Raw genomic sequence first — 17,269 nt, 5'->3', positions numbered from 1 at the left:
GCGCGCCGGTTATGGCTCGATAGCGAATTGTGGATTCCAGACGATTTCCCACAAATGCCCGTCCGGATCCTGGAAATAACCCGCATATCCTCCCCAGAAGGTATCGCCCGCAGGCTTGACGATGGTGGCGCCTGCGCGTTCAGCTTGCGCCATGACGTCATCGACTTCCGCTTTGCTGGCAACATTATGGCCGAGCGAGAGTTCGGTCGGGCTGGGCGGCGTCTTCGCCAGGCCGCTGTCGTATGCCAGATTATCGCGCGCCCAGAGCGCCAGCTTGATTCCGGATTGCAGATCGAAAAACGCCACCGCGCCATGCTCGAATTCCCGGCCGATGATGCCTTCGGTCGGCAAGCCCAGCCCGTCGCGATAGAAAGCCACGGATTTTTCCAGATGGTCCACGCCCAGCGTGATGACGGTAATACGAGGTTTCATGATCATTCAACCTTTGATGGCGAGCAGCAGCACGCCGGAAGCAACCAGCGCGATGCCTGCCCAATCTTTCAAGGTAAGTTGCTCGCCCAGAAACGCAAAGGCGAACACGGCGACCAGCACGAGGCTCAGTTTATCCACGGGTGCTACCTTGGAGGCATCGCCCAGTTTGAGCGCCCGGAAGTAGCATACCCACGAAGCCCCGGTCGCCACCGCGGAAAGGCCGAGAAACAGCCAGGTTTTGGCCGAAAGCGCCAAAGGATTGCTCCACTTGCCCGCGAACCAGACGAAGCCCGCCAGGATCACGATAATGAAGGCGGTGCGTATCAGCGTCGCCAGGTCGGAATCAACATTCTGGATGCCGATCTTGGCGAAAATCGCCGTCAGCGCCGCGAATACGGCGGATAGCAGCGCCCAGTAGAACCAGCTGGTAGTAGCCATGACGTGTCCTTGTTTGCAGGAGGTGGCGGCCCGCTCTCGCAACGCGCTAACGGGCGAAGTCATGGCTAACTGTAGGACAAGGCGAACGAAATCGCCAGGGTTTTAGTGCCTACCAATACTTCGGATAGCGTCCTTCATGCGCCGCATTGTTGTAAATCAGCGTCACCAGGAGCAGCACCACTGCACCCAGCAATGTCGGCATCAGCAGGAATCCCCAGCCCGGCTGCAACAAGTAAATGATGACGGGATTGGAACCGGCAGGCGGGTGCACGGTGCGGGTCATCATCATCAGCGCAATCGCGGTTCCCACGGCCAGCGCCACGCTCCACCAATGCGGACCGAACAAACTGAGGAATACCAGGCCGGAAAGCGAACTGAGAAAATGGCCAACTACGACATTGCGCGGCTGCGAGAACGGCACGTCGGGGAACCCGAAAACGAGCACGCAACTCGCGCCGAACGAGCCCAGCACCAGCGGCCAGGCCGTGCTTTCGAACAGCCCGGCGATCACCGCAATGGCAATGAAGCCGCCCAGCCAGGCAAGCAGAATGGCTCGGCTGGATGCCTTGGCGGGCAGTGCGGCGTTGTCTCCGCGAAATTTTTCAATTAACGCATGCATCGGTTTCCCCTTTTGAACGATAGATTAGAATTTCTGCGATTTGCCGGGCTTGGCGTGCGGCCTGGCTGCCTCGCGTAACCTGCTCGGTGACTGTCGCTCCTTCCATCAGCAGTGCCAGTTGACCCGCGACGGCTTCCGCTTCGCTCAAGCCGGCCTCCAGACAAAGAGCGAGGACGTCTGCGCGAACGCGCGCTTTGTGCTCGGCGGAGAGCTGGTGAAACGGATGCTGCGGGTCGGCGTATTCGACGGCGGTATTGATGAAGGCGCATCCGTGAAAATCCGGTTCGGCGAACCATGACGCAAGAAAATCGAAAATCGCCAGCAGCTTTTGGTCCGGCTCTCCGGCTGTTGCGATGTACCGCTGCATCGCTCCGCGCCAGCGCTCGTCCCGCACTTTGAGAAATTCCGCGATCAGTCCGTCCTTGGAAGTGAAATGCAAATACAGGCTTTGCCGCGCCACGCCAGCCTTTTCCAGAATCGCATCCACGCTGGTGGCATGAATTCCGCGCTGGTAAAACAGCACGCAGGCAGCTTCGAGCAAGGCTTCGCGGGTGGGGGAGGGTTTCATGTACGGCTCCAATAGAACGGTTGGTCTATTAGACGAAGTCGCAGACTAGACTGTCAATCTAGGGAAGCTGACGAACGGTAACTTGGTTGGCTCCGTCCGTGGTGAGTCGTTCGACAGTGCTCACGACAAGCCTGTCGAACGCTCTTCTGAGTGAAGGCGAGGGGCCTGGGCGGAATCAACTGTGCGGAGCTCATAAAGCTTAAAGGAATTCATACAATCAGACCCGGATTGATTAAAGCATTGCCGAAGAAGGCGAGATTGTGTTGCCTGGCGGCCTTTTCCCCCGGCAAGCGAACCTTCTCCTGCATGGGGTATGGGGCCGGAAAGGGGGGATGCATGCTCGACGCAGGTGTCTGTTTTGAAGGATAATGTCGTCTCGCTTAGTTTCCAGACAACCCCCGGCCATACCAATGTAACTCTGCATTCCCCTTCCCGAGATTTGCCGTTTTTGTCCGTGATTTTGACCGGACGACTATTTCATTCCATTTGCTGTAACTCCTCACCGTTTTTCTGGTGTGGAGCTGTTTTGTTCTGAAGGAGAAGCACATTGACTGCCCTTAACCCGCAGGAAATCAAGACCAATTTATTGAGCGGCCTGACCGTGGCGCTGGCGATGGTGCCGGAGGCGATAGCGTTTGCGCTGGTGGCGCATGTTTCGCCGTTGACCGGGCTGTATGCGGCGTTTATCGTGGCGCTGATTACTTCGGCTTTCGGCGGCCGACCCGGCATGGTGTCGGGCGCGACGGGTGCATTGGCGGTGGTGATGGTGGCGCTGGTGGTGCAGCATGGCGTGGAATATCTGTTCGCGACCGTGGTGCTGATGGGCGTTCTCCAATTACTGTTTGCGGCGGCCAAGTTGGGCAAGTTCATTCGCATGGTGCCGCATCCGGTGATGCTGGGTTTTGTGAACGGGCTGGCGATTGTGATTTTCCTGGCGCAATTCGGACATTTCAAAACTACCGGTGTGGACGGCACGCAGCAGTGGATGCAAGGCGCGCCGCTTTACACCATGCTGGGGCTGATCGCGCTGACCATGGCGATCATCTACCTGCTGCCAAAATTGACCAAGGCTGTGCCGGCGACGCTGGTGGGCATACTCGCGACTTCGCTGCTGGCGGTGGGGATGGGGATCGAAACCAAAACGGTGGGCGATCTCGGCTCCATCGCCGGCGGTCTGCCGAGCTTCCATTTGCCGGATGTGCCGCTGAATTTGGAAACGCTGAAGATCATTTTCCCTTACGCGGTCATTCTTGCGGCCATCGGCCTGATTGAATCGCTGCTGACGCTTAACCTGATCGACACCATGACCGACACGCGCGGCCAGCCGAATCGCGAGTCGATGGCGCAGGGCGCGGCCAACGTCGTGACCGGCTTTTTTGGCGGCATGGGCGGCTGCGCGATGATCGGCCAGAGCATGATCAACGTGAACAATGGCGCGACCAAGCGCCTGTCGGGCATCGCGATGGCATTGTTCCTGCTGTCGTTCATCCTGTTCGGCTCCAGCCTCATTGAACAGATCCCGCTGGCGGCGCTGATTGGCGTGATGTTCGTGGTTTCCGAAAAAACATTTGAGTGGGGCAGCTTCCGGCTGTTCGGCAAGGTGCCCAAGCCCGATATCGTGGTTGGCCTCGCCGTGGCGGGCATTACCGTGGTGGCCGATCTGGCGGTTGCGGTTGTGGCTGGCGTGATCATTTCAGCGTTGGTGTTCGCCTGGGAGCACGCCAAGCACATCGGCGTGAAAACCTGGGTGGATGACCAAGGCTGGAAGATTTACGAGCTCGAAGGCTCGCTGTTTTTCGCTTCGGCCGCTGGGTTCCAGGCGCTATTTTCCCCGCGCGAAGATCCGGATGACGTGGTGATCGAATTTCGGCGCGCAAAAGTGATGGATCACTCTGCCATCGAAGCCATCGACGGCCTTGCCTCGCGCTATAGCGTTTTTGGCAAACGCGTGCACCTGCGCCATCTGAGCCCGGACTGCCTGGAGTTGCTGAACAATGCAAAGGAAATGGTCGAAGTCAGCTCCTTTGAAGATCCGCACTATCACATCGCGGATAACAAATTGGGCTGAACAAAGACCAGATGTCGACAGCATGTTGCTGAGCGCGTTCTAAGCCAGGCGCTAAACTAGTACAATCGAACCGATATTACGTACTTTTTGCAAGTTGATTCATAGTGAATTTCATTGAGGCAATCCGTATGAACGATCAACTCGACACCTTGACTCACGTACAGCGCGAGGCCATCGACTTGGCGGTGCGGTTTGGCCCCAAGGTGCTGGTTGCGATTGCGATCATCGTGGCGGGTATTTATGCCGGGCGCTGGGCTGGCAAAGCGGCCGATAGAGGGTTCAGCAGTTTCCATCTGGAGCCGCCGGTGCGGGAATTGCTAGTGCGCATCGTGCGGGTGCTGGTGCTCGCGCTGTTCACGATCATGGCGCTGCAGAATCTCGGGGTGGAACTGCTGCCCCTCATCGCCGGCCTGGGTGTCGCCGGGGCGGGCATCGCGCTGGCCATGCAGGGCGTGCTCAGCAATATCGTGGCGGGGCTGACGATCATCTTTACCAAGCCGTTCCGCGTCGGAGAATATATATCCATCGTCGGAGAAGAAGGCCGGGTCGAGAATATCAGCCTTTTCTCGACGGTGTTGAGCCACCCGGACCTGTCGCAGCTGGTGATTCCCAACCGCAAGATCGTCGGCGAGATATTGCATAATTACGGCGAGATACGGCAGCTCGATATCGCGGTGAGTGTCGCCTACGACACCGATCTGGACCGTGCGCTGGCGGTCGTCAACGAGTTGCTGCAGGCGCATCCTCGCACATTGAAAGACCCGCGCCCGGTTGTTGCCGTCAGCACCCTTGCGCCATTCTCGATCACCATTTCCGTCAAGCCTTGGGTCGGCGTGCCGGATTACATCGAGGCGAGAGGCGAGGTGAACAAAGCCATCGTCGAAGCCTTCAGAAGCAGGAATATCGTCATCCCGCTTCCGCAACAGGAGATCAGGCTGCTGGAAGAAGGCGGGGATCGCCAGCCGGAGCGCACGGCTTAGTCATAAACGGCGGTTGGCCTGGCATCAGGGCAATACGCCCAATGCTTTGAGACTGGCCTTGCCCAAGGGTAGGCGCTTGTCGGCGTCGGATGCCTGATAAACATCAACATTCAACGCAAACGCGTAAACGCGCCCTTCCTTTTGCACCCAACCCACCCACCAGCCGATTTCCGGGCTGGTATCGCCGCCCCATCCGGTCTTGGCATAGAGCGTCCAGTTGCCGCCTTGCTCAATACGCACGATTTCGCGCACGGTTTTCTGGGTATCCGCAGCAAAAGGCAATTCATCCTGCGCCAATTTGGCGAGGAATTCAGTCTGCTCGATGGCACTGATCCGGAGCGGGCCGACCAGCCAGAAATTATCGACCGTATTGCCGATTTCCCGGTTACCGTAATCCAGCTTGATGACATTCTCGCGCATGCGCTCCAGCCCGATGCGCCGGGCAAGCTCCTGATAAATCGGCACGTTTGAAATCCTGATGGCATCGCGCAGACTCATATCCTTTTCCCAAAACTTGAAACGCTGCGGCTTGCCACCGTACGGCAACACCTCATCAACACTTTGAATCGCGCCCGTTGCAAGGCCGATCAGCGAATTGGGAATCTTGAAGGTGGAGGCCGGAATAAACCGCGTTTCGGCACGCGCTGGATCGTAGCCGATAAACTTCTGGCGGCTGACATCGTAAAGCACGAAGGTGCCCGTCACCCCGGCGTTCCTGAAAAGCTCACCGACGGCGGGACTATCTTCCCAATTGGCGGCATGGGCGTGCAGGGTTAGCCACATGAGTAGAGCGGTGAGGAAATATTTCATGAAAAGCACGCAATGGAAATGATAGGTTGGGAGCAGAGCAGAAAAGCTGGATGGGCCTTGCTCATGGATATCTCTTCACTGGGGTGATTTCCTGCTTCCGCTCACTGGAGCCGGTCGCTGATTTTCGCAATCCCCGCTTCCGCACACTGGTCGTCCAGATGTCCGCCGGGTGCGCCGCCGACACCGATGGCGCCGATGACTTCATCGCCCACGCGGATCGGCAGGCCGCCGCCCAGAATCAGCAAGCCGTCGATCATCGGCAAGGTGGCGGCGCCGGGGGTTTTCTGGACGATTTCGAGCAGCTTGCTGGTGCCTTCGCGCAGTGAGGCCGAGGTGTAGGCCTTGCGGCGGCTGGAGTCGAGAGTATGTGGGCCGGCGCCGTCGGCGCGGAGCTGGGTTTTAAGCTGGCCGGCGCGGTCGACGACCGCGACCGAAACTTTCCATCCTTTGGCCGAACAGAATTGTAGCGCGGCGGTGGCGGCTTCGCTAGCTAGTGCGAGGGAGATGTTTTTTTGTTGCAGGATATCCTGGGCGACGGCAGGGCTGGTGGCGCACAGGGCTGTGACAAGAGCAATCAGGAACAAGCGGCGATTGAACATTTTCAGTCTCCTTTTCTTGTAGCGCAGGCGTCCTCGCCTGCATTTCGATCAAATGATGCCTGGTTTGTTGCAGGCGAGGACGCCTGCGCTACATTATTCCCCGACGTGCAGCAGCAGCCCTCTTTGCCTTGCCGCATGGAAAAACGCCAGAAAAGCGGCGATGCCGCCGGCCAGGTAGAACATATTCATCCACGCGGCGGTAATCAGCATGCCGACATTAAACGTCTGGTGAAACAGCAGCTCTCGCAAACCCTCGAACACATGGCTTGAGGGCAGCGCCCAGGCGAGGGGTTGTAGCCATTCCGGCAGAACGCTGATCGGGTAGTACACGCCGCTCAAGGGTTGCAGTGCAAAGATCGCCACCCAGGCAATGCTTTCCGCGCCCAGGCCGTAGCGCATGACGACTCCTGCGACCAGCAAGCCGATGGCCCAGCTCATGAGGATCAGGTTGAGGAAAAAGGCGATCAAGGGCAGACCGAGGTCGAACACGTTGTAATCGAAGAAAGGGATCGCCACCAGCGCCGCGCCGCCGACGCCGATCAGCGTGCGCAGCAGGCTCATCAGCAGCAGCGAGCAGACCATTTCATATGGCCGCAGCGGGCTGACGAACAGATGGCCGAGATTGCGCGAATACATTTCTTCCATGAACACCAGCGCGATGCCGAGCTGGCCGCGAAACAGCACATCCCACAGCAGCACGGCGGAAAGCAGCACGCCGGTCGCCTGTGCGATGTAACTGCTGTTTTGTGCGAGAAAAACGGTAATGAACCCCCACAGCACCATCTGCACCGTGGGCCAGTAGATCAGTTCCAGTACGCGCGGCCATGAGGCGCTGAGCAGGTAAACATGGCGCAGCACCATCGCGCCGATGCGGCGCGGCGAGAGGGGGATATCCCGTTGCGTGATATCGCTCATACGACGGCCTCCTGGTATGGGCGGCGGGCGATGTCGATGAAGACCTCTTCCAGTGTGGTACGGCCGTAGCGCGCGATCAATTCATTCGGCGCGCCGCTATCGACGACTTTGCCGCGCTTCAGCATGACGACATCCGAGCACAGCCTCTCCACTTCGGCCATGTTGTGCGATGCCAGCAGGATGGTCGCGCCGCTGGTGCGTTGATAGTTTTCGAGATAGCCGCGCACGTAGTCGGCAGTGTCGGGGTCGAGCGATGCGGTCGGTTCGTCCAGCAACAGGATTTCCGGAGCATTGAGCAAGGATTTCGCCAGCGCGACGCGGGTTTTCTGGCCGGCGGAGAGTTTGCCATAAGGGCGGTCGATCACCTCGGTCAGGTCGAGCTCCGTGGCCAGTTCGCGGAGGCGCCGGGTGACGTCGCGCAACCGGTAAAGGTGCGCATAGACCGAGAGATTCTGCCGCACGGTGAGTCGATGCGGCAGATCGACATAAGGCGACGAGAAATTCATGCGGTGCAGCAGCTTGTAGCGATGGTGCAGCATGTCCTTGCCGAAAATGCGAATGCTGCCGGAAGTGGGTAAAAGCAACCCGAGCAGCATGGCGATGGTCGTTGTCTTGCCCGCGCCATTGCCGCCCAGCAGCGCGGTTGTCACGCCGTGGTGCACGGCGAAATCGATACCGTCGACGGCTGTCAGAGTGCCGAAAATCTTGGTGAGGTTGGAAACCTCGATGACGAGATCAGAAGCCATGTGTGAAATTGTGCGGGAGTTCATGCATAGAACCTGAAGCTTACTCGAAAAGTTCCTGCGATGCTTTTGGGGCGCTCATTTATCCGGAGCTCAAAGAGAGGAGGCGCGACGTATCCGCACAACTTAAATGGGCTTTTTGGTGTCCTACGTAAACCTAATACTCATCCGCAGCGTTTTAGATTCATACCTAATCCTGCTGCAGGAGCATGCTCATGTTCTCCCATGCCCGTTCATTTATCACTTTCCTTTTCATGTTCTTCGCGATGGCGGCAGTGCCCGCTTTTGCGCAAGACGACGACCCCGCCGCGATCAGCCCGTTGCGGCTCAGCTATATCGAGGGCGACATCGGCTTCTGGCGCTACGGTGCCGAAGACTGGACGGACGCACGGCTCAATACGCCGCTCGCTGCCGGGGATGCGTTGTATGTCGATGGCGAAGGCAGCCTGGAATTGCAGCTCAGCAGCCGGGCATTCATTCGCGCCAGCGACGATACCGAGCTCAGTGTCGTCAACCAGACCGCCGATTTTCTGCAAATCAAGGTGACGTCCGGCCGCGTGTCGCTCGATTTGCGCTCGCTGCCATCAGGTTATTCCATCGAGTTGAACACCCCTAACTCCGTATTCACGATCGAACGCGCCGGTTATTATCGCGTGGAGGTCAATGGCGACGTGCACTTCATTACCCGGCGCGGCGGGCAAGCCACCATGGTGCCTGCCGGCGGACAGCCGATGAGCATCTATCCTTCGGAAGAAATCGTCGTTGAAGGCACGACGGTCGCGCGCGCCGAAACCTATGTCGCACCGGAGCTGGACGGCTGGGATCGCTGGAATTACGATCGCACCGAAGACCTGATCGATGTGGCGAGTGAGCGCTACCTCTCATCCGAGATCGCCGGGGCCGCGGACCTCGACCGTCACGGCCGCTGGCGCGTCGTAGGAACCTACGGCACGGTATGGGTGCCGGATGGCGTGGGATACGGCTGGGCGCCCTACACGACCGGCCGCTGGGTGTGGGATCCTTATTATCAATGGACGTGGGTGGACGATGCGCCGTGGGGCTGGGCGCCGTATCACTACGGCCGGTGGGTTTACATCGATGGTTACTGGGCCTGGGCGCCGGGGCCGGTCGTGCGGCGTGCAGTGTACTGCCCGGCGCTGGTCGCGTTCTATGGCGTCGGCAGTGGCGTTTCGATCTCCATCGGCGGGTCGATAGGCTGGGTCGCGCTGAGTTGGGGCGAGCCGGTCGTGCCCTGGTGGGGCCGCTCGCGCTTTGTCGGTCGTCCGTACTGGGGTGGTTGGGGCGGGCCGCGCGTGGTCAACAACGTGGTCATCAAAAACACCACCGTCGTTAACGTCACCAACATCACTTACGTCAACACGCGCGTCAATAATGCCCTCGTCGCCGTCCCGCGCGAAAAATTCGGCAAAGGCTACGTGCAAACCGCGCCATCGCCCATCGTGCAAACGGAGAAACGCACGCCGATGCGCGGCTCGCTGCCCATCAAGCCCGAGTCGGCCAGCGTAATGGTTGGCTCGCCGGGCAAGGTGCGCCCGCCGGAAAACGTACTCACCAAACCCGTCGTCGCCACCCGTCAGCCGCGCGAACACAAGGTGCCATGGGGGGCTAGCTCGCCCAAGGCGGAAACCCGGATCGTAAAACCGGATGTTGCCGGCGCGAAGCCAACCCAGAAAGCAAGGCCAGAGGAGCGCTATATCACCGTGCCTAAGCGTTCCGTCAAGGAACCCGGCCGTCCGCAGTTCGGCGAACGTGCCGGCGAAGAGCGTCCCCGTCCGCCGGACCCGTCGCGCTTCAATGAAAGACGCGAATCGCCGCCTGCTTTCGATAGCCGTTCGCCGAGAGAAGAAGCTCCTCGCGAAATGAAGCCCTTGAAAGAGCCGCGGGAACCTTCAGCCTCGGAGCAAAACCGGCAGCCGCCCGGCCAGCAACGCGGAGCAACTGAACCAAGAGAACCCCGCGTCGCCGTGCCGGAAGCCATGCCGCGCCATGATCGCGAAGAAGCCCCGCAACGCATGATGCGCGAACCCGAGCGGGATCGCCCGGAAAGCATCGAGCGGCGCGCCGCGCCGGAACGTGAGCAGCCCATGCAACGAGAGCCTGAGCGGAGCCGTCCGGAAAGCATGGACCGCTCGCGGGCAGCACCGGAACGGGAACAACCCATGCCACAACAACGTACCGCGCCCGGCAGGGAACGCGAATCCCAGCGCGAAATGGCACCGCCGCCGAGAGAGGCGATGCCCGAGCGTCGCGAACTCTCCCCTGCGCCATCGCGGATTGAACGGGAAAGCGGACGAACTGGCGGAGAAGTGCGGCAAGAACGTCAAATAGAACGTTCCGCCGTGCCTGGCAGAGAGCGCGAAATCCAACGCGAAACAGCGCCGTCGCCGCAAAGAGAAATGATGCCGGAACGTCGCGAGCTCTCTCCAGCGCCGGCACGGAGCGAACGGGAAAACGGCCGCGCCGGTGGAGAAGTACGGCAAGAACGCCAGGCCGATCGTCCCGACTTGCCCGGAAACCCGGCTAACCGCATGTACCGCGCACCGGAGAAAAAACGGGAATCGAAAGAGCAGGCTGCGCCGGGGAGGTGAGGGGAAGCCATCCGCAGGGGAACATGAACTTTTCGGCAACGGTTTTATCGTGCCATTGTCCTACCGTTTATTCCATTTACCTTTGTAGTAGATGCCCTGTTGCGGGAGATTCCCATGACGATACGAATACGTTTGACGACATTGCTGTTATCGCTGACAGCCCTTTTAAGCATGCCGGCTCTCTCGGCGGAAACGGCGGGTGCTGGTTCGGCGGCTGGCTCTTCGAAAGAAATCATCATCATTCCGGTGATTCCCGGTGCTGCGGGAGCAGTGCAGGAGCCCGATTCCCAGCGTGAAACGGATGAACCCAGAGCGCAAAGAAAGACCCCGGAACCGCGCGACCCCACCCGCGGAATGTACGACCCCGAGACCGCGCGAGAAGGCGACGCCCGCACACTCAATCAATTATCCCGCGACCGGCTGAATCTGGAAGGCAATCGCAGCCGCAGCCTGGATGATCTATCGAGCCCGCTGCGCGAACGCCGCCGTATCGATCAAAGCCGGGGACGCTTGCGTAGCCCTGCCGAGCGCATGTATGGCACGCCCTCCCTCAAGGACCGACTCAGCGCTCCTGACTCCAGAAGGGATTACCGCATCGATAGCACCCGGGATCTGCGCCAGGAATACATTGATGAAAATGGCAGCGCCGATTACCGGGTTTACCGTACGCGTTAGCCAATAGGTTCGCGGCAAAGTGGTTATGAAAATACCCCACTTTCAATATACCCAACGATAGCTGGCGAACAACCACCAGCTTGGTGTTTCCCCTTCAGTCGTGGCATTCAGCATCATGGAGCCAATTCCCGGACCAAGCCGGCTTTCTGCACCCACGGCGGCACGTAGCCAATCTTGTCGATATGCGAGGCCATCGATGCTGAATGCATTCAGGTCGAGAATTTCTCCACGTGCATTTTCGCCCCGATTTTCGAAACGATGTACGGCTTCGATACGTCCGAGCAGTGTCACGCGATCATTCACCGGTGTTACGACATCCAACCCCAGACGCATTTGTGTCGAACGCTCACTCCTACTATCCCAACGCACAGGAAAGCCGCCACTGGACTCTGTATAGCCATCGATTTGCGTGCGGTAACCAATCACGCTGGCGTAGGGTGTCAATGCAGTTTTGCCCAGTATGGCGGCATCAAGCCAATCGAGACGCAATCGCAACGCAGCAGTTCGTACATCCGTATTGCCGCGAGAGGTGGTAGGTGACCCTGCATTAAAGTAGCCGCGATCGATACGGGCTGAGCCGTTGTTGTAATAACCGCTGATAGATGCGCGAAGTGATGTATCGGCAACTGCCATAATCAATTCCGGCACGACATAGGTGCCATCCAGGCGAGTATCGCCGTTGAATGAAGTATCTTGCCGGCCATCGCTACGTCCCAGCGAGAACTTGAGCATTAAACGGTCGCCAAGGCCACGGCCATAGCCAATTTCGCCAGCGCCCAGGCGTCCGTTCAATTCGCCGTGGTCGCTGCGCGCCCAATCGCCTGTCACCCAGAACGCCTGCTGGCCCGACGCTAGCAGGCCGCGCATCGGGCTACCGTGAGCGCCGTTCAGTACGAGGTCGGCATCCTGAATGGCGTAGGTGGTGAGACCCGCTTGGCCGGCGAGGCTGCGATAATATTCATCAATATCTATCAGACCATTGCCTGCCGGCGTTACGCGGGCAATGAAGGGGTGATTGTTCTGTAACTGGCCGGTTATCACATTACCGTCCGCATTGACTGCTGTGGCTGCGAGAGCCGCCGGGCTGGACGAAGTATCGACGCCATTGGAAGCCAACCATTGCTCCAGGCTTTGCATGCCAGTCGTTTGGGTCCATCGGTAAGCAGCCATATTTGAACCATCTCCTGACCATCCCACCACGACATCACCGACGGCGTTGATGGCGAGAGCGGCGGAGTCCGTGTCGCTATTAAGAAGCGTACCGAGGCTGATCATTCCGGTGGATTGCGTCCAACGGAATGCCCGGATGGCATTACCTGCAGCGCCATCATAGGCTGCGCCTATCACTACGTCGCCAGTTGCGTTGGTTCGACGAGCTCTGGATCCGGCTCCGCCATTGAGCGTACCGAGGTTGATCATTCCGGTGGCCTGTGTCCAACGAAATGCCCGGATGGCATTACCTGCCGTACCATCCTCGGCCTCGCCTACCACTACATCCCCGGTAGCGTTGATGCCTGTAGCAGCAGAGTACTGGCCGCCATTGAGCATGCCGAGGCTGATCATTCCGGTGGCTTGTGTCCAACGGAAAGCACGCAGGGCATTGCTTGCGGCGCCATCGTCCGCTGCTCCGACGACTACGTCGCCAGCATCGTTAACGTCATAGGCACTCGATTGGAGACCACCGTTGAGCGTGCCGAGGCTGATCATTCCGGTGGCTTGCGTCCAACGGTACGCTCGTGAGGCATTGCTTGCGGCGCCATCGAACGCTGCTCCGACTACCACGTTACCCGCGGCATTAACGCTGTAGGCAACGGAAGCCATGCCGCCGTTGAGCGCACCCAAGCTGACGATGCCGGTAGCTTCGGTCCAGCGGAAGGCACGGGCACTACTTATAGCCCCATCATCCCCTTCCCCGACCACCACATCCCCTGCCGCATTAATATCCCAAGGCATGGCATATGATCCGCCGTTAAGCGTGCCCAGATCAAAGAGACCATCCGCAGCAAGCGCAGGCAAGGAGAATGCTGTGAGAATGACAGCTTGGATTGAAGTTGTACACCCATCGCTAATTCATAAAACAAAGGAATAAGCACGATATCTTTGGTGGCTGATGGGGTCTGCCAGATTAGTGTGGAGATTTCCGGATTAGTGTATTTAGTTACCCGCGCAGGACGAGGCGCCCGCCCATTTTGAATAGAGATAGCCTTGCCCTGACTGGCATCCCAATTTCTGCATGAGGTCGGCCTGGGACAAGTTCTCGATCCCCTTGGCGACCACGCCGATATCCAAATGCCTGGCCAGATTCATGATGGACAGAATCACGCCCAGGCTTTTCTGATCCTGATGAATGTCGGTAATGAACGCGCCGTCTATTTTCACTTTGTCGATGGGAAAGTCCCTCAAATACGACAAGCCTGAAAACCCCGCCCCGAAATTATCGAGAACGAACTTGATGCCCAATGCTTTCAGCTGTTTCATTCGGTTGACGGTCTCGTCGTTGGCTGGCAGCAGCGAATGTTCGGTCAGTTCCAGCTCCAGGCGGGCCGGAGAAAAACCGGTCTCGCTCAGGAAACGCTTTACCGCGATAAACAACTGGTCGGATGCCAATTGCGAAGCGGAAATGTTGAGCGTCAGATAAGCCGTATCCCCAAGCGCATCCAGCCGTTTTGCAAGATGGTCGAACAGATAGTCCTGGATGCGATGAATCTGGCCGGTTTTATCTGCCAGTGAAATAAAGACCTCGGGAGAAATCGAGTGCCCCTCATGCTGCCAGCGTGCGAGCGCCTCGTAGCCGATAATTTCACCCTGCTTAAGATCGAAGATCGGCTGGAATACATAAGAAAGCTCATGCTGCGCCAGTGATTCCTCCAGGCCGGTAAGCAAAGCCTGGGCTTCAAGGTAAGGCAGCAGCTCCGCTTTGAAATAATGAATACGCCCGCTGTCTTTCTGTTTGGCCTGCTGCATGGCTGTATTTGCGCATTGAATGAGCGCCTCGAAAGTATCGCCATGGTCCGGCGCTCGCGCCACGCCTATCGACAGGTTGAGCTTGATGAAATGATTTTTTATCGATACGGGCATGCTGGCTGCGGCGAGCAGCTCCCTGCAAGCGGCATCGATTTCGCATTCGGCGGCGAGAAAGACAAACTCGTCGCCGGCCAGGCGATAAGCCCGGCATTGACGGCTGTCGGCGATCTCGTCCAGATAGCGGCCGATTTCCATCAACACCAGATCGCCGGTGTGATGGCCCAGGCCATCGTTGATGTCCTTGAAGCGGTCTATGTTGATCAGCGCCAGTTCCAGAAAACCGGGGCAAGGGAGATGTCGTGCAAAATCCCTGCACAGCGCCTGACGATTGTTTAATCCGGTGAGCGGATCGGTAAAGAACAGATGCTGGATCTCTTGCTCGTAAGCTTTTTCATCCTGAAGGATTTCTTCATCTGTTTGCTTGCCTGGGCGCGTTGTCATACTTGTTTCCTAACCAAGAGATGACTTCACGATAGCTTTGGCTTTGCCGAGGCGTCTTTCAGATTGGTATCGCGATTATCCAAAATGCAAAATGGAATAGGGATGCCTGGACGATTTGCCTGCGATGGCGCAGGATCAGGCGACAGTGCGCCTGTATTGAGCGGGTGGCATGTTCACGAGACGCTTGAATACCGAACTGAAGTGGCTCTGGCTGGCAAATCCGCAAATGAGTGCGATATCGGCCAGTGCAAGCTGGCGCTGCTTCAGCAGGGATTTTGCCCGGCGAATGCGGGCGTGCATCACGTATTGATAAGCGCTCATCCGCATGGAGCATTTGAATCGCCGCATGAACTGGACGCGGCCCAGCCCAACAAGCGCTGCCAGATCGCCGATGGAAATATCCAGCTCCAAATTGTCTTCGATATAGCCCAGTATTAGACGCAACTGACCATTGCCCAATCCGTGCTGCCATGCTCGCACTTCGCCGTGCGTGCCGGAGGACGAATGCCTTTGCAGCAGATGTGCGGCCAGCGCTCGCGATAGATATTCTATTTTGAGTGGGTTACTTGCAGAGTCTTCTGACAGCATTTCCCTGATGGTGTGAAGGAAAGAAACGAGTATGTGATCGTTTGCGGCAAATACCGAGATGACGCTTCTGTCGGCTCCATGCCCCGGAAACATCTCCTCCGCGACCTCTCGCAGCACCCCCACCTTGAGGTAGACATGCAGTGCGATGGTGGATGAACCAATGAAGTATTGAACGGTTTCACCAGGCGCGGTAATCGAGACAAGGTTGGCGGGTAGCGTATCCCGATTCATCCGGCTAGCAACTTTGCGTCGCCGCGTGACCCTTCCAAATGTCGTGGCAAGCCATATATCCGGAATCGGTTGATGTATCGCTTCGTGCGGGCGCTCATCGGTGAGCGCGGCGCAAATGTCACGCCAGCCCAAACCCTCGCTCGACTTCAGCAGCGAGACGTCCTTGTGCAGTAGCAGCGAGGTCTGACTCAGGGAGAATTCTGCGTGTTCGATACTTTCATCCCATCGCTAAGTTATTGCAGAGTAACGATTAACGATATCGATGGGATTACACAGCGTCTTTCAAATTGGTATCGAATTTTTCAAGATCGGTCTCGTGAGACCGACCGATGGCGATTAAAGTAATTCCTTGTTTTGGTTTTGCGCCAACGAATGTCAGGCGCAGATAAAGATAACGCCCCCGGACCATCGCTGGCAGCGAGGCGCGAGGGCGCGGATGGGATGCGAGTGCTATCTATTGCTGAGCCAGGCTGCACTCGCTGACGGCTTTTTTACCTGCTTCGTCATCGACCATGCGTAATCCCGCACCGCCGACAAAAACACCCATTTTGATGTACTGCTCGGCAAAGTAGGTTTTACCTGCAGCGGCATTGAAGGTGAGCGTGTTGTCGCTGAACTCCGATTCCGTTGCAAGCGTGTGCTCGCCAGGAGCGATTTCCTTATAAAAGTAAACCTTGTTCGCCGTTTCCCCGATCACGGCGCCATCCAGCGTCACCGTTTTCTTGAGCGCCTGTCCGACAAACGAATTGCGGTAGATATACAAGGCCGCTTTGTCCTGGGTGGGGGCTGAGAAAGTCTTGAGCGCTGCGTCCGCCTCCTTGGGTGCCATCGGCACCGAAGCACAGCCGGACATCAAAACGATAGAAGCACAAGCTACCCCGATCATTGTTTTTCTTAACATGCATTACTCCCTTTTATTTTTTTATTAAAAAGCTACTTAACGCCAAAACTCAGCCTCCGTTCCGTAGCAAAAACGGAGGCTGGAGTACCTTGTCAGCTGCCATGCGGGCGCAGCACCCCTGCTGACAACCGGTCAAGATTATGCTCGTTTAGTCCCGTTGAGCGAAGCGAACGACTCGAACGGTCTGTTAGGCATGCACCCGATTTGAGACCTCAATCAGATTCATGTCCGGATCGCGGAAATAAACAGAAAGAATTGGGCCTGTGGCCCCGGTCCGTTGAACAGGCCCCTCAATTACTGGAACGCGCACATAGCGCAAGATGGTCCATTACCTCGGCCAGCGGAACCGAAGTGAGAAAGCATAAATCAGCCGAGCCTGGGGAGGGGTGATTGGCCTTGGGTTCAAACTCTTTTCCGTGCTGATGCAGGTTGATTTTTTTGCACGCCAAAAGACAATGCCTTACGCCCTTCGCCAAAAGTGACGGTATGCATGCCCAGTACCTTCGAATAGAAAGACACCGATGCATCGATGTCCGGGACGGTCAGTACCAAGTGGTCGAGGCTGTCGATTTTCATGCCGTGTTCTTTTATAGCTTAATGTTTAGCTTGTGGGGCTCGGAGCCAGCTT

The 17,269-nt window shown here is 57.8% G+C and carries 17 protein-coding genes; 4 read left to right on the top strand and 13 right to left on the bottom strand.

The genetic code is table 11. The features are described from left to right. Nucleotides 1–9: 9 nt before the first annotated feature. The 4 genes from A7976_RS13075 to A7976_RS13060 all read right to left on the bottom strand — a co-directional run bounded on the left by A7976_RS13075 (nt 10) and on the right by A7976_RS13060 (nt 2,057). On the bottom strand, nt 10–432 hold the full coding sequence (locus tag A7976_RS13075) for a VOC family protein (RefSeq protein WP_067112885.1): 423 nt from the start codon (nt 430–432) through the stop codon (nt 10–12). 6 nt (nt 433–438) lie between these two features. Then, a complete protein-coding gene (locus A7976_RS13070) occupies nt 439–870 on the bottom strand; it encodes an EamA family transporter (RefSeq protein WP_067112703.1) in 432 nt (143 codons plus the stop codon). Nucleotides 871–979: 109 nt separating this feature from the next. Continuing rightward, on the bottom strand, nt 980–1,489 hold the full coding sequence (locus tag A7976_RS13065) for an HPP family protein (protein ID WP_067112700.1): 510 nt from the start codon (nt 1,487–1,489) through the stop codon (nt 980–982). Further along, complete coding sequence (locus A7976_RS13060) at nt 1,473–2,057, bottom strand: TetR/AcrR family transcriptional regulator (RefSeq protein WP_067112882.1); 585 nt, start codon at nt 2,055–2,057, stop codon at nt 1,473–1,475. The genes A7976_RS13065 and A7976_RS13060 overlap by 17 nt, the downstream gene beginning before the upstream one ends. 547 nt (nt 2,058–2,604) lie before the next feature. Here A7976_RS13060 and A7976_RS13055 point away from each other — a divergent pair. Together A7976_RS13055 and A7976_RS13050 are read left to right on the top strand one after the other, a co-directional pair. Beyond that, nucleotides 2,605–4,125: a SulP family inorganic anion transporter gene (locus A7976_RS13055; RefSeq protein ID WP_067112697.1), complete on the top strand. Its 1,521-nt coding sequence runs from the start codon at nt 2,605–2,607 to the stop codon at nt 4,123–4,125. Between the two features lie 128 nt (nt 4,126–4,253). Continuing rightward, complete coding sequence (locus tag A7976_RS13050) at nt 4,254–5,105, top strand: mechanosensitive ion channel family protein (protein WP_067112692.1); 852 nt, start codon at nt 4,254–4,256, stop codon at nt 5,103–5,105. A 24-nt stretch (nt 5,106–5,129) separates the two neighbouring features. On the opposite strand, the gene blaOXA is transcribed toward A7976_RS13050, so the two are convergent. The 4 genes from blaOXA to A7976_RS13030 form a co-directional block, all read right to left on the bottom strand. Continuing rightward, complete coding sequence (gene blaOXA, locus A7976_RS13045) at nt 5,130–5,915, bottom strand: class D beta-lactamase (protein WP_067112689.1); 786 nt, start codon at nt 5,913–5,915, stop codon at nt 5,130–5,132. A 101-nt stretch (nt 5,916–6,016) separates the two neighbouring features. After that, nucleotides 6,017–6,514, bottom strand: a complete 498-nt coding sequence (locus A7976_RS13040; RefSeq protein ID WP_067112686.1) for a heme-binding protein — start codon at nt 6,512–6,514, stop codon at nt 6,017–6,019. 93 nt (nt 6,515–6,607) lie between these two features. Next, nucleotides 6,608–7,429 (bottom strand): ABC transporter permease, encoded by an 822-nt coding sequence (locus tag A7976_RS13035; RefSeq protein WP_240483885.1) that lies wholly within the window; start codon nt 7,427–7,429, stop codon nt 6,608–6,610. Then, on the bottom strand, nt 7,426–8,175 hold the full coding sequence (locus A7976_RS13030; protein ID WP_067112683.1) for an ABC transporter ATP-binding protein: 750 nt from the start codon (nt 8,173–8,175) through the stop codon (nt 7,426–7,428). Before A7976_RS13030 ends, A7976_RS13035 begins: the two co-directional genes overlap by 4 nt. 212 nt (nt 8,176–8,387) lie before the next feature. Between A7976_RS13030 and A7976_RS13025 the strand changes: the two genes are divergently transcribed. Both A7976_RS13025 and A7976_RS13020 read left to right on the top strand, forming a co-directional pair. Continuing rightward, nucleotides 8,388–10,781: a DUF6600 domain-containing protein gene (locus A7976_RS13025; protein WP_067112680.1), complete on the top strand. Its 2,394-nt coding sequence runs from the start codon at nt 8,388–8,390 to the stop codon at nt 10,779–10,781. 114 nt (nt 10,782–10,895) lie between these two features. After that, nucleotides 10,896–11,456, top strand: a complete 561-nt coding sequence (locus A7976_RS13020; RefSeq protein WP_131801031.1) for a hypothetical protein — start codon at nt 10,896–10,898, stop codon at nt 11,454–11,456. Between the two features lie 42 nt (nt 11,457–11,498). On the opposite strand, the gene A7976_RS13015 is transcribed toward A7976_RS13020, so the two are convergent. The 5 genes from A7976_RS13015 to A7976_RS15370 form a co-directional block, all read right to left on the bottom strand. Then, complete coding sequence (locus A7976_RS13015) at nt 11,499–13,409, bottom strand: autotransporter domain-containing protein (protein WP_131801030.1); 1,911 nt, start codon at nt 13,407–13,409, stop codon at nt 11,499–11,501. A gap of 201 nt (nt 13,410–13,610) precedes the next feature. Continuing rightward, nucleotides 13,611–14,921, bottom strand: a complete 1,311-nt coding sequence (locus A7976_RS13010; protein WP_067112671.1) for a bifunctional diguanylate cyclase/phosphodiesterase — start codon at nt 14,919–14,921, stop codon at nt 13,611–13,613. A 135-nt stretch (nt 14,922–15,056) separates the two neighbouring features. Further along, nucleotides 15,057–15,740: a helix-turn-helix domain-containing protein gene (locus A7976_RS13005; RefSeq protein WP_067112668.1), complete on the bottom strand. Its 684-nt coding sequence runs from the start codon at nt 15,738–15,740 to the stop codon at nt 15,057–15,059. A gap of 454 nt (nt 15,741–16,194) precedes the next feature. Continuing rightward, a complete protein-coding gene (locus A7976_RS13000) occupies nt 16,195–16,641 on the bottom strand; it encodes a DUF2846 domain-containing protein (protein ID WP_067112665.1) in 447 nt (148 codons plus the stop codon). A gap of 402 nt (nt 16,642–17,043) precedes the next feature. Next, entirely contained in the window at nt 17,044–17,217 is a 174-nt protein-coding gene (locus A7976_RS15370) for a VOC family protein (protein ID WP_240483884.1), read from the bottom strand. Nucleotides 17,218–17,269: the final 52 nt, after the last annotated feature.

It is taken from the genome of Methylobacillus sp. MM3, from assembly GCF_001645185.1.
Lineage (GTDB): Bacteria > Pseudomonadota > Gammaproteobacteria > Burkholderiales > Methylophilaceae > MM2.
The sequence above is the reverse complement of the archived record's forward strand: the minus strand, read 5'-3'. Positions and strand labels throughout refer to the sequence as shown.